The sequence below is a fragment of the Nocardia sp. NPDC005998 genome, assembly GCF_040614395.1.
Classification (GTDB): Bacteria; Actinomycetota; Actinomycetes; order Mycobacteriales; family Mycobacteriaceae; genus Nocardia.
Genome location: NZ_JBEXUI010000049.1, coordinates 42,568 through 55,542 on the forward strand (window position 1 = coordinate 42,568; position 12,975 = coordinate 55,542).

Consider the following 12,975-nt stretch of genomic DNA (forward strand, 5'->3'; position numbering starts at 1 on the left):
TTCTCCAAGGTCAGCAGGTGCCGACCGCGCGATCGATGTCGCAGCACTGAAGCGCACCTTCGCCATTCGCATCAACGACGGCGTGGCCACGACCCTGGTGACGGCGGTGCATTGCACTCGGCCTGACGGGACCGGTGCTTACTGCACCACGCACCCCGGGGCTTGTGGTGTCCCGGCGAAGCGGTCGGCGAGGAAGTTCATGCCGCCCATGGCTTCGCCTGCGGCGGCTCCGATGTGCGTCGGGAACAGCGAGTGGATTGCGGTGAGGGTGGCGCCCTGAGCGCAGTAGCTATCGACGAGGGCGGTGTAGCCGGCGACGGGGATCTTCTCGTCGGCGACGCTGTGGTACAGGTACAGCGGGGTGTCAGGGGCGGTGCGGCCGAGTTCATTGGGCGTGGCGGCGTTGCGGAAAGCGGGATTTGCCAGCAGGTTCGGGACCGTGGCGAGGTCGTCGACGTGGATGTCGGAGTAGTTCTGAGCTAGATCCGCACCGCAGGCGGAGGTGTCTGCGGCGAGCAGCGCGCGGCGGCCCCGGTCGTTCAGCAAGTCGGCCAGCCGGGAGTCGGGTTCATTGCGGGCCAGCCCGAGCAGGATCAGAATCGCCCCTGCATCACCGTCGGCGCGTTGCGCCACGGCCGGGATATCGGTGGGGACACCGCCGGCGCTGGTGCCGACGAATCGCACGTCTGGTGCGTATTCCTGACGCAGCTGCGTGGCCCACAGCGTGGCGAAGGCTCCGCTCGAGTATCCAAAGGCGCCGATCGGGCTCGCGGCATCGATGCCGGCTGGCGAGAAGGACCGTGCGGCCCGGATTCCGTCCAGGACGCCACGCCCGGATGTCACGCCGTCGAAGAGTCGGGACTGCGGCCCTTCGTAATCGCTGACTACGACGGCCCATCCCCGCAGCAGCGCCTCCGCGATGAACGGCGCGTCCTGCATGGCGCTCGCCATGTCGGTGGCGCGTCCGCCGCGCAGCGTGGACGACGGCGCGCACCGGGTATCGAGACTGTTCTCGGGTACCTGGTACGACAACACCGGCCGCGGCCCGCTCCAGGGCACCGGTGGCACCAGCACGGTCGTCACGTCCAGCTGCGGATGCTCTTCGGAATCGGTTGTGCGATACCGCAATTGCCACGCCGCCACCGGTATCGGCATACCGAACAGTGAGATCGTCCGCGCCCCGAGCACCGCACCGTTCGGATGTGACGCCAGATCGGTGGGTGCGGCATAGAAGGGATCGTCACCGGGGGACAGCACTGCGGCTCGCGCGACCGGCATCGACATTGCTGCCGCCAGCATGATCATGGCGAGCGTGAGAGGCGCAAGCCATAGCCGACCGATCCGCCACCACACCGCTGGTTGCCAGGGTTCGCCGTCGACCGGCAGACCAGGTACATCGGTAGCCGAACACGCTGTGCGGCAAGCATTTTTCCGATACGTCGACAACATATGCCCGGATTCCATCACGCCTCCCGCGTCCAACTATCCGACGCGCAGGCACTCCGGGCCTGCACCAACCGGTTACAACACTTGGGGTTTGGATCACGGTAGCATAACGATTTCATATTTACATTTATAAAGTTTTCAACAAAGGTTGCGGCCGCCCAGAAAGGCGAAAAAAGCTCTCCTGGACCGAGGAGATACGCGGGTGTTTGTTCGCGACATGGCAGGCAATTGCTTGGCATACGACGCCATCGCAATCAGTCTGTGATTTGTGCACGTCGGCTCGCGTCGCGAAACCTGATGTTGGAGACACAAGATCGATCTGACCGAGGCAAGCATGGGTGACGATTCTAAAAACCTCGGCTTCGCCGAGCCCGTTTCAGCAAACGTCTGTATGGTGCTGGTCCGAGACCTCCGGAAATGGCTGTGCGACGGAATCAGGGATGCGTACACGGAGGTCGCGGGCAGGAGATGCAATGCCGATAACATGGATTCGATGGCTCGTTCTCGGGGTCATATCGGTAGCCGCATTCGCCACATTGCCCATGGGACCGGCAAGCGCCGACCCGGTCGATGACATCCCAGGTGGGCTGGAGTCGTTCTATCACCAGCAACTGGACTGGCAGCCGTGCAATGACGCGGTGCTCGATGGCGCGGGGGCTCAATGCGCGGGCGTCGTCGTACCGCTCGACTACAACCGACCGGACTCGCGCACGCTGACCGTAGCGATCTCGCGCATCCCAGCCACCGACCCTGCCCAAAGACGCGGGATCATGCTGTCCAACCCCGGCGGTCCCGGCGGTCCGGGCCTGAGCATGATGGTCGACCTCCAGGATCGGCTCACACCGGATGTCCGTGCCCGGTACGACCTGATCGGCATGGACCCGCGTGGTATCGGCCGATCGGACCGGGTGAATTGTGCGCTGCCGCTGCCCACCATGATGTTCTCGGCCGGCTTCGATACCTTCGGCTACGCTCGCGACACCACCCTGGCCGCCGCGTTGGCTGCGTCCTGCGTGGCACCCGATCCCGAGAAGGCCCGCCACATCACCACCCGCAATACCGCCCGGGACATGGATGTCATTCGCAGCGCATTCGGCGAACGCAAGCTCAACTACTACGGCGGCTCCTACGGCACCTACCTGGGCGCGGTGTACACACAGATGTTCCCGCAGCACAGCGACCGGATCGTGCTGGACGGCGCCATCGACCCGGACCGCTACTGGATCGGCACGTACCAGGACATGGGCGCTGTCAACGAGGCCGGGCTCGACGACTGGGCGATCTGGGCAGCCCGCCACGACGCCGACTACCACTTCGGCAGCAGCGGACCGCAGGTCCGAGCCTTTGTCGAGGACATGATCCGACGTGCCGCCACGCATCCGGTGATCGGCAACGGCTATCTCATCGATGAACACACGGTCCCGGTGATGCTGATGGCGATGCTGTCGAATCCGCAGAAGAACACCAACCTCGCCGAGGTCGTGCGGATCGTGGCCGACGCAGTGTCCGGGCTGTCCGTCGACATGAACCAGCTGAAAACGAAGATCAGCGGCCCCGTTTCGCTGGACGCCTCGGGCATGGCCGCAGTCATGTGCGGCGACAAGGCCGCACCCCGAGATCCGGCCTGGTACCGCCGCAACATCGAAGATGTCCGAGCCACCCAACCAGTGTTCGGCGCATTCGCCAACAACATCACCGCGTGCGCATTCTGGCCGGACCCGATCGAACCACCCACCGCAGTGCACAACTCGACACCAGCCCTGATCTTGCACGCAACCCGCGACACCCGCACCGCCTACCAGCAAGGCCTTGCACTGCACCAGGACCTGACAGCGTCACGAATGGTCACACTGGCAGACACCCGCGTTCACGGCATCCTCCGCGCCGACCTGAGCCAATGCGTGAGTGACGCCGTCAACACCTACTTCCGCGACGGCACCCTCCCCGATGCCGACCTCACCTGCCAACCCGACCCCAACGATCTCCCCAACGACTAGCTGGCGCGCGGCCGCGGCCAGCGCCGCCGCGAAGAAACCATGCTTGTTCGCGATCGTTTTGCCGGATCTCCGCGATTGTCCCGAGGCAACCACCTGAGCGCTGGTGGCAGCGCCGCCACTTCGGTGCATCGGTCATTAACCGCGTGCAGATCTGACGCCCGCTCATACTGACAAGATGGGCGGGGCAGATGCGATCGACGTCCAGGTCGAGCAGGTGTACGTCGCCGATTCCGTGACAATCGAGAAGCTCGAGCTCGGCGGCAAAGCGCCGCATTTAGTTTCAAACGATACCGTATCGGATGAAGTAGTCTGGCATCATGGCCGCCGATGTTCCTCACCACACCGCCGCCTCACGTGCGACCGACCGTCCCGGGGATCCTTCGCCTTTCGCTCTCGGCCTGCTGTTGCGCCGGGCGCACTGGCATGCAGCCTCGGTGATGGGGGAGGCGCTTCAGCCGATCGGCATCGAGTTGCGGCATTTCGCGGTGCTGATCGAGCTGGTCAATCACGGGCCCACGGTGCAGCGGGATCTGGCGGCGGCGACAGGGTCGGACAAGGCCGGGATCATGCGCATCGTGGACGACTTGGAGCGCAAGGGTCTTGCCGTACGCAAGGCCGTTCCGGGCGACCGGCGAGCCCGGGCAGTGGAGATCACACCTCGGGGACTGGAGCTCTTCGATGCGGCCCACGCGGCTGCGGAGCCGCTGGCTGAGCGTCTGGTTGCCGGACTGGGTCGCGGCGAGCCCGAGCAGTTGACGGATCTCCTGATCCGGCTTGCCCATCCCGCAGACGACGGGGCGTAGGCGCGCCCGTTGTCGGCCGCGTCGGCGCTGTGGCGCGGCTCCGCGGCGAACCCGATCTCGAGAGCTGCGGCCTTGTCGCTGCGCCTCGGCAAGGTGGCCGGTCAGGGCTGCACTGTCGAGGAGGGCGAGCGGTTGGCGCGGCGGCCGCGCCACATGCCTGGCCGATGGACATTTCACCATCGCCCGGCATCATCGTCATTTCGATGCGAGCCGCCCCATAGGCCGGAACCCCGACAGCCCACATTGCCACGCCTGCCCGCCGGTCCAGGGCGCCGCTGGCACCGATGGCGAGGGTGCTTGCGCCGAGGAGGTCGTCCTGGGTGAGGGGCATACGGCGCCTTCGGGTCGGGAGGGTTACGCGGTGAGACGCTGCGCGAGTTCCTTGGCTTTGGTAGTCGCCTCCTCGAGGGCGCGCTGGCGGGACGCCTCGTAGAGGGGGACCAGTTCGGACATAGCTGGGTTGCGGGGGGCATGGGTGAGTTCCGGGACGATGAAGTCGAGGTCCAGACCGAGGATGCTCTCGAGGACGGCCTTCAGGTAGTTCTGCACGAATTCGTAGCCCTCGCGCGGGGTGCCCGGCGCGTAGGAGCCGCCGCGGCTGGCGACGACCACAACCGGGGTGCCCTGAGCGGAGGGAGTCTCGCCGGCGGTGCGGCCGAGCAGGAGCACGTTGTCCAGCCATGCCTTGAGGGTCGACGGGATCGAGAAGTTGTACATGGGGGCGCCGATCAGGACGGCGTCCGCCCGCTCCAGCTCCTCGATGAACATCACGCGTGCGGTGAACGCGGCGGACTGCTCCGGGGTGCGACGGGTGGGGGTGACATATCCGGCAGACCAGGCGTCGGCGGTGATGTGCGGAACGGGGTCGGCAGCGAGGTCGCGGTAGATCACCGCCCCCTCCGGGTGCTGCTCCTCCCATGTCTTACGGAAGGCGGCCGTAACCGAACGGGACGAGGACGCCTCGTGCGGGAACACGGATGAGTCGATGTGCAGCAACGTGGCCATGAGCTTTCTCCAAGGTGCAGTGCCCGCGGCGGGGAACCGAGAGCTGATGGTCGAGATAATATCGAACGATACGGTATCGAATGATACTATGGCCAGCATAACGAAGGCAGACCAGTTGCGTAGATGGAGGCGGGCGATCATGGACATCTATGAAGCGGTGATGAGCCGGCGAGCGGTGCGCGAATTCACCGACCGCCCTGTCCCGAGAAAGGCGCTGGAGCGCGTCCTGTCCGCCGCGACCTGGGCGCCGTCCGGATCCAACATTCAGCCGTGGCACGCATACGTGGTGACCGGCTCGTCATTGGCCGAGATCAAGAAGCGCGCAGGCGAACGCCTGGCCTCAGGCGATTCCTGGGACGAGCCGGAGTACGAGATGTACCCGGCCGCACTGAAGTCCCCCTACTGTGAGCGCCGGTCTGCCTTCGGTGAGCAGCGCTACGGCGCACTCGGCATTCCCAGGGAGGACCTGGAGGCGCGTCAGAAGGCCGCTGTCGCGAACTGGGACTGTTTCGGCGCGCCAGCCGCCCTGTTCTGCTATGTCGACCGCGACATGGGTCGGCCTCAATGGTCCGACGTCGGCATGTATCTGCAGACCGTGATGCTGCTGCTGCGCGCCGAAGGGCTGCACAGTTGTCCACAGATGGCGTGGGCGAAGTTCCACAGGACCGTCGCGGAAGTTCTTTCACCACCAGACGAGCTTGTCCTGTTCTGCGGCATGTCGATCGGGTTCGAGGACGTCACCGCAGGTGACGCTCGAATAGGCCGGGCGCCGCTCGACGAGACAGTCACGTTCGTCGACGGCCCGCGACGCGGCTCCTCCCGGGCTGATCAATGCACCGTTTCTTGTCCCACACCTGTGTAACCAGTCATGTGCCATCTCCGTACACGACCTTTATGAAAGGCATGCTATGAAGATCACAGTCATCGGCGGCACCGGACTGATCGGGTCGCAGGTCGTCAAGAACCTGACCGCCGCTGGACATGAGGCGGTACCGCACTCAAAATCCAGCGGCGTCGACGTCATCAGCGGTCAGGGACTGACCGAGGCGGTGGCGGGAGCCGATGTCGTCGTAAACCTGACGAACTCCCCGACCTTCGACGATGCCGCCCCTGCCTTCTTCCAGACCTCGATGGACAACCTGCTGGCCGCGGCCATGAAAGCCGGCGTCGGCCACGTCGTCATCCTCTCGATCGTCGGCACGGACCTGGCGCCGGAGCTGGACTACTACCGTGCCAAGGCGCTCCAGGAGAACCTCCTCGCGGCCGGGCCGATCCCCTACTCGATCGTCCGGGCGACGCAGTTCATGGAGTTCATCGACGCCGTCCTGTCCTGGACCGCTGACGGCGACACCGTCCGGCTGCCCGCCACGCCGATCCAGCCGATCGCCGCCGCGGACGTGGCAGCCGCAGTGGCGGAGGTCGCCGCGAGCGCCCCGCTGAACGGCATTCGCAACATTGCTGGCCCCGAGATCTTCACCCTGGACGAGTTGGGCCGGATCACCTTGTCCCACAAGGGCGACAACCGCACCGTCGTCACCGACCCCACCGCCGGCATGTTCGCCGTCGTCGAGGGTGATGTCCTCACCGACAAGGACGCACACCTCGCCGCTACTCGCTACGCCGACTGGCTGTCCTGACATCACCGCCTCCTGCATGTCCCGTCACAGCCGGGCAATCTTTTCGTTGGGCCAGCATGCGGCGGCTTGACTCTCGAGAACATCGGAGGTCTATGGCTGTCAGGTTGCACCAGGCAGTGTCGCGGATCGTGGTTCAGGTCTGGTGATGCTGCTGGCGTCGACTGTGGCTGGCCGTGCAGGTCTCGATCGCCGGATATCATCCGCGAGCAGTTCCAGATTCGCAACGGCTCAATATCGCTCATGCTCGCCCGCGGCATCCCCTTCCACAAAGCATGGAAGTCGCAGCCAGCACTCAACACCATCGCAGCCTGGCTACCCCTACAACCAACTGCGGGTCGCTGTGGCAAAAGTGGTGACGTTCGGTGCGTTGCTCCCCGTCGGCCTGGAGGATGTAGTGAGCGTATTCGGCTTGCTCACAATAGCTTTGGCAAGCCCGAGCATCCGAAACCAACTAGCAGGCATTCCACGGGGAACTTCTCCCGCGCGTTGGCACACTGGGGTCTCATACGGCGGTTCCGAAACCACCAAAACCCTCTGAGCTGGAGCCGCCTGGGGGAATCGAACCCCCGACCTTTTCATTACGGCCGATCGGCGCTACTCGACACGACCGGATGCTGTCAATTGCAACCCGAAAACCATTTTCCACCTGCGGCAACGCTCCACGGTGGACTACTGTCGACAATCGAACACACTTTCGCATGACGCGGACGGGTGGCCATATTGTTGGGACTTTGTTGGGGCTGGGGGTGTCAACCGTCATCGACGACGGAGATCACGGTCAGCCACTACACGGCGTCGTTACGAAGGTACTGTCAAGACCAATTCGAGAGGGGAGGCGTCATGGCGGACAAATCGAGTATCGAGTGGACCGAAGCGACATGGAACCCAATCACCGGGTGTGATCGCGTCTCACTCGGCTGCGACCACTGCTACGCGATGACTCTGGCGAAGCGACTGAAGTCGATGGGCGCAGAAAAATACCAGAACGATGGCGATCCCCGCACTTCCGGACCAGGGTTCGGAGTGACGATTCACCCATCAGCACTTGATATTCCGCTGCGCTGGCGCAGCCCGCGCGTGGTGTTCGTCAACAGCATGTCCGACCTGTTCCACGCGAAGGTACCGATCGGCTTCATCCGGGACGTATTCGAAGTGATGAGGGAGACCCCTCAGCACACCTATCAGGTTCTCACCAAACGATCGCTACGATTGAAACGCATTGCTGAGCAACTGGAGTGGCCTAGCAACGTCTGGATGGGGGTCTCGGTCGAGAACGCCGACTACCTGGATCGAGTCGACCATCTACGGAGCGTGCCCGCCGCAGTGCGGTTTCTGTCGTGCGAGCCTCTACTGGGTCCACTTGATGGTTTGGTGCTCGACGGCATCGGGTGGGTGATCGCCGGCGGCGAATCCGGAGTGGGTCACCGCCCGATGGACCCGGAGTGGGTGCGCGACATTCGCGACGCCTGCGACGAGGCCGACGTGCCGTTCTTCTTCAAGCAATGGGGGGGCCGTACGCCAAAAGCCATGGGGCGTGAGCTCGACGGCCAGTTGTGGAATGGGATGCCCGCCCTGACCGCGTAACTTCCTGCCGGTGTTGCGGCCGAGCGCGCCTACACCACGTCGCGCTCGGTCCACCACTCCCGACTCGCCGGTTGCCAGTACGGCGCGGATTGCCATAGCACCTCACCCTTGACGTCGGGCTCGGCGGAGGGTAGCTCGAACAGCGAGTACATTCCGGACCGTTCTTCCCGTTGCATGGCCGTCAGCCGACGAGCCTCAGCGATCATTTCGGGTTCTCGCTCAGCGGCCTTGTTGTAGAGGTGCCTCATGATCTTGTCGCCCACGTCGTGATCGCCAGCGAAAACCATGTCGTAGATGGAGCTCTTGTTCGTCATCAGCATCGGAATCCGCTGGGTGAACTTGTATCCCAGTCCCTCAGCCAGACGGAAGCGGATGAGGTTGACCATCTCGTCGCGATACTGACGACCGGTGATGGACCTGGCTTCTCGCGCCTCCTGGATGTTCAGCCAGTTCCGCGTGCCGTAGAAGCGAGTGACTTTCTTGCGGAACGCCTGCGATTTTCTACCGCTAACTCCGCGGGCCACGAACGCCGGCGAGACCAGCAGCCACAGCTCAGGTTTCGTCCTCGCGTTTATACCCTTGAACTGGGCAATCTTCGCTAGCGTCTGCCACTCCACTTCTGCGGCCTGCTGATCGATGAACGCGAACGTTGGTGCCCACCGGTAATCGCGCAGGCGGGTCAGCGCTTCATCGATCGTGCGGTTGCAGTCGCCAGGAACTACACGAAAGTCCTTGCTAGGGAACTCGTTCCGCAGCACCGATTCAAGCTTCTCAGCCTTGGAGGGTAGTTCGAAGAACACGTGACGGGTGAAACCCGGATCTGCGGATAACACACGGCGCGGTGACCCGTCGATCACTTCACCCGTCAGTCGCTGGACGTTCTCGGGCCTGCCGGCCATCAGATCTAGGTATAGGCGCTCCGAACTCTTCTTCGATGCTCGATTGAACGCAGGCACGTAGTCGCCGAGTATCTGAAGCTTGTTGCTCGTCCAGTACGACCATTCACGTGCCACCGCGGGCCTCCTCCACCCCTGCGGGCCCCCATCGCCACCTGGCCCGGATAGATCGAGAATACCGAACCCACCTCATTTTTATTGGCCAACAACATGATTCAGGACGAGGTCCCGCCCCACCGGTACGGGACGTACACCCTTTTGCCCGTATCAACGGACGCACATCACCGGCCATCGCAGCAAGATTCCCTTGGCGCCCCCATTCCCCGTACCATCCACCGGGCGTCGAAATCGATTGGGACAGCTGATTTCACATCGGCGTGGCGGTCACGACATGCACCAATAAAGCAACCGATCGGTAGGGTTTGCTGGCGACACACCCTCACCCTTTCGAACTTCCTATGAGCCCCACCGATGTTCGCTCCAGATGCGGAGCCCAACCGACAAGTTCGCGCGGCCCGCCTCATCAATGTGCACCAGAGCCGAAGATCAGACAGTCCCGGCACCGGCCATGTCGTACCACCTCTGTACGCCGATTTGGACGCGCGTGTTCGGCTACGGCCACGTTCGCACCCGGCCCTCCACACTGCCAGACATGGCACCCACCGCGAACAGCGCTGATTCGCAACCGGATTCGGTGCTGTCGGCGTGCATCCGATGCCCGCGGTCGTCGTGCTGTCGTCAGAATCGTCGTCCGACAGGCTTGCACCGGGTAGATGGACACCGGCACGACCCAATCCCCCCATTTCTTTCCGCACCCCACCCAGCTCCCGTGAGCTTGGTCATATTCACTGGTCCCATTACCCCCATTTTCCGCCCGAACAAGCATTTCCCCCCATTTCCTGCACCCACTCCCCCCTCTTTTTTCCTTTTCCTGTAACACGACCCGCCGGTTTCATTCCGCTAGAGATTGCCACGACCAGCAGGAATCGATACGGCGCATCAGAATCGCTCGTATTCCCCCTTTTTCCTGAACTATTTCCCCCCAAGTTCTTTCCTGTGGGGGAATAGTTCAGGAAAAAAGGGGGCAGTGGCGGGGGATTCGATGTCGTGGTCCAATGGCAATCACCCCGGCGGCAAACGCGAACACCTCGATTCACTTGGCGATCGAGACGCACGTCAGACGGGGTGCTGCCTCCATCTGTTGGCGCAGACGGAGGCAGCGTATGCCCATGAATCCCATAACCACAGACAGGACCATCATGCCCTCTTCGAGGCTGCCCGTACAGGGTCACCCCGACCCCGAACCCGACGACCCTGTATCCGAAATGGTCGTACATCCATTACTGGCCATAGTGGTCAGCGCGAGCTTGGCCGGCGCTGTAGGAGTCCTGTCGGACTGGACCCAAGCAGGCTGGATCCTCAGCGCTTGCTTGGGGTTCTTCCACGATGCTCGCAGAAGGACGCCGTCGCTTCCCGAAACCTAATTCGGGTCACGCTCGACGGCCTGGCAGACACTGACCTTCGGCAAGTAAATTCATGCAACCGGACTGCACTGCGCACGCACACACCGCGTGCGCGGTGCAGTTTTATGCCACCCGGCGAACTCCAGAGCCTGACCTCCGGGGCGGACGACTGTGGGTGGACAGGTGTCTGCCCCCAGTCGTCCACCCCCATTTCCCATCTGATCAACAGCGTCAAGGTAAGACGCGCGGGAGGGCGAAGCCGAGATGGGCTGCAGGAATAATATTTTCGGGCTGACCCGGTGAAGATCGCGTCGATGATCGACGAGCACACGCGGGAGTCGCTGCTGCACCTGGTGGAATGCTCGATCACCGCCGAGCGGCTGGCGGCCGAGCTGGAAAAGGTGTTCACCGCGCATGGTGGGCCGCCGCGGGTGCTGCGCATGGACAACGGGCCGGAGATGATTTCGTCTGCGCTGCAACAGTTTTGCGCCGACAGGGTCGGGATGGTCTACATCCCGCCCGGCACGCCGTGGAACAACGGCTTCGTCGAGTCGTTCAACCGTCGGCTACGCACCGAATGCTTGAACCGCAACCACTGGACCAGCCTGCTCGAGGCCCGGGTGGTGATCGGCGACTTCAAGGACGAGCACAACAAGCGGCATCGGCATTCGGCGCTGGGCTACCTGACTCCGGCCGAGTACGCTGCCCGCTGCAGCCACACCCACCACCCAATGGCCTGCAGCATCAACTGAATCCGAACGAAACAACCCGGACTCCATTACCGGGTGGTCCCGTCATTGGGGACCGGTCACTCAGGCTGCGCACCAAGCAACTCGATGTATCTGACGGTTGCCCCGTACATGAGGTCCCAGGCAACTTGTATACCCTGCAGCAAGTCCTCACCCTGCGGGTTCCACGTCGTGAGGATGGCGCCGTCCGCCTCCGTCGTCACTGTCGCAGTCAACTCGGCCGCCCAGCTCAAACCATGTGCGTGAGCGCTCATGGTTCGCCAGATCCGAAGCACTTCTTTCGCTACTCCGAATTCGTGATAGTAATCCAGGTCAACCGAGATTAGTTTTGTTGCCTCACGAATGATATCCGTATCACTTGGCTTACTGCTAATCACTTTCAGTTCATCTTTCGACCTCCCCGGTGCAATTTCTAAATTTACTGCATCAGTTTCAATTTTTTCTATCTGACTTGTATAATTGGCGATCACCCTCTTTACGGCAGCGAGTCGCTGGTTATAGCTCGCATTTCCTTCTGTGTCGTCACGGAACTGACCATCGATCTCGCGGGCGGCAGTTCGTGCATTAGACAACTCGTAATGGGTTATAACCAATGTTCGCCTGAGTCGCTCTTTGCTATCTTCCGCAGCTAAGAGCCATCCCGCGAGACCTGCTGCCGTAATTGCAGATCGAACCAGGGTAAACGACGCAAACGCAGTGATCCGTGATGAAGCCAGAGCATGGTCAGCGATTAGGCGCAGGTGGTCTAGCGCGTTCAGAGCGACGACCGTGGCGACTTCATGGGGAGAGCGGATAGAGAGCTTCCCCTCTTCCTCTAGAAAGTCACTGCCGGGGTGAGGCGCCGCGTGATCACATAGCAGATCCGCGTATGCGTCGATTGCCTCTTTTAGCGACTCAAGCCTGTTACGAGTGGAAACATCGACCGCATGTGGTTGCGGTGCGTCGGGGTCCGTCACGCTGGGACCGTATCGAACTGCATACGGTAGTCCCAAACCCCACGCCGGAATCGGGTCTGCACTTATACCTGACCGTTGACGGCCGACAGATGGCCTCGGCGCTGCATGCGGAAGATCGTCTATCCGCCACCTACTCCCCCCGCTTCTCATACTGGCCATCCTGTGCTGAAGGAGGGTTAGTCAAGGGTGCCGAAGGCATCGCGTAGCGACGCGAAGCGCCCTTTACTCACCCGGACTGAAGTCAGATCATGGGGCCATGAGGAGGCGGGAACCCAAGCCGAGATGTGGATCTCTAGGCGTGAGATTCGTCGTCTGCCTGCCCAGCTGCTCGATCGCGTGCGGAATGGCTCAGAAGATCAAAGGGCGGGTTGGCCTGAAGGGCTGCCGCCGACGTGCCGACGCGCCCGGCGACCGCCGTTCAGGGAGCCGGGCTGCGCGT

Annotated in this window: 9 protein-coding genes and 1 pseudogene; 6 read left to right on the forward strand and 4 right to left on the reverse strand. The window is 62.8% G+C overall.

Features of this window, described 5'->3' with window-relative positions; translation table 11 throughout:
* Positions 1–138: 138 nt before the first annotated feature.
* Positions 139–1,278, reverse strand: coding sequence for a lipase family protein (locus tag ABZ293_RS37580; RefSeq protein ID WP_355188721.1), 1,140 nt, complete (start codon positions 1,276–1,278; stop codon positions 139–141).
* Between the two features lie 641 nt (positions 1,279–1,919).
* On the opposite strand from ABZ293_RS37580, the gene ABZ293_RS37585 reads away from it, so the two are divergent.
* Together ABZ293_RS37585 and ABZ293_RS37590 are read left to right on the forward strand one after the other, a co-directional pair.
* The gene (locus ABZ293_RS37585; RefSeq protein WP_355188723.1) at positions 1,920–3,443 is read left to right on the forward strand and encodes an alpha/beta fold hydrolase; all 1,524 of its coding nucleotides are present in this window, start codon (positions 1,920–1,922) and stop codon (positions 3,441–3,443) included.
* Positions 3,444–3,760: 317 nt separating this feature from the next.
* Positions 3,761–4,246: a MarR family winged helix-turn-helix transcriptional regulator gene (locus tag ABZ293_RS37590; protein WP_355188728.1), complete on the forward strand. Its 486-nt coding sequence runs from the start codon at positions 3,761–3,763 to the stop codon at positions 4,244–4,246.
* Positions 4,247–4,600: 354 nt separating this feature from the next.
* On the opposite strand, the gene ABZ293_RS37595 is transcribed toward ABZ293_RS37590, so the two are convergent.
* On the reverse strand, positions 4,601–5,251 hold the full coding sequence (locus ABZ293_RS37595; protein WP_355188731.1) for an NAD(P)H-dependent oxidoreductase: 651 nt from the start codon (positions 5,249–5,251) through the stop codon (positions 4,601–4,603).
* Between the two features lie 139 nt (positions 5,252–5,390).
* Here ABZ293_RS37595 and ABZ293_RS37600 point away from each other — a divergent pair, with 139 nt between their 5' ends.
* The 3 genes from ABZ293_RS37600 (at position 5,391) to ABZ293_RS37610 (ending at position 8,472) form a co-directional block, all read left to right on the forward strand.
* Positions 5,391–6,113, forward strand: a complete 723-nt coding sequence (locus tag ABZ293_RS37600; RefSeq protein WP_355188733.1) for a nitroreductase — start codon at positions 5,391–5,393, stop codon at positions 6,111–6,113.
* 46 nt (positions 6,114–6,159) lie between these two features.
* Positions 6,160–6,888, forward strand: a complete 729-nt coding sequence (locus ABZ293_RS37605; protein WP_355188735.1) for an NAD(P)H-binding protein — start codon at positions 6,160–6,162, stop codon at positions 6,886–6,888.
* Positions 6,889–7,728: 840 nt separating this feature from the next.
* Complete coding sequence (locus tag ABZ293_RS37610; protein WP_355188737.1) at positions 7,729–8,472, forward strand: phage Gp37/Gp68 family protein; 744 nt, start codon at positions 7,729–7,731, stop codon at positions 8,470–8,472.
* A gap of 29 nt (positions 8,473–8,501) precedes the next feature.
* On the opposite strand, the gene tcmP is transcribed toward ABZ293_RS37610, so the two are convergent.
* Entirely contained in the window at positions 8,502–9,485 is a 984-nt protein-coding gene (gene tcmP, locus ABZ293_RS37615) for a three-Cys-motif partner protein TcmP (RefSeq protein WP_355188739.1), read from the reverse strand.
* A 1,642-nt stretch (positions 9,486–11,127) separates the two neighbouring features.
* Here tcmP and ABZ293_RS37620 point away from each other — a divergent pair.
* Positions 11,128–11,583, forward strand: a pseudogene (locus tag ABZ293_RS37620) (integrase core domain-containing protein); the annotation flags it as partial.
* 56 nt (positions 11,584–11,639) lie between these two features.
* Here ABZ293_RS37620 and ABZ293_RS37625 read toward each other — a convergent pair.
* Positions 11,640–12,536, reverse strand: coding sequence for a hypothetical protein (locus ABZ293_RS37625; protein ID WP_355188741.1), 897 nt, complete (start codon positions 12,534–12,536; stop codon positions 11,640–11,642).
* Positions 12,537–12,975: the final 439 nt, after the last annotated feature.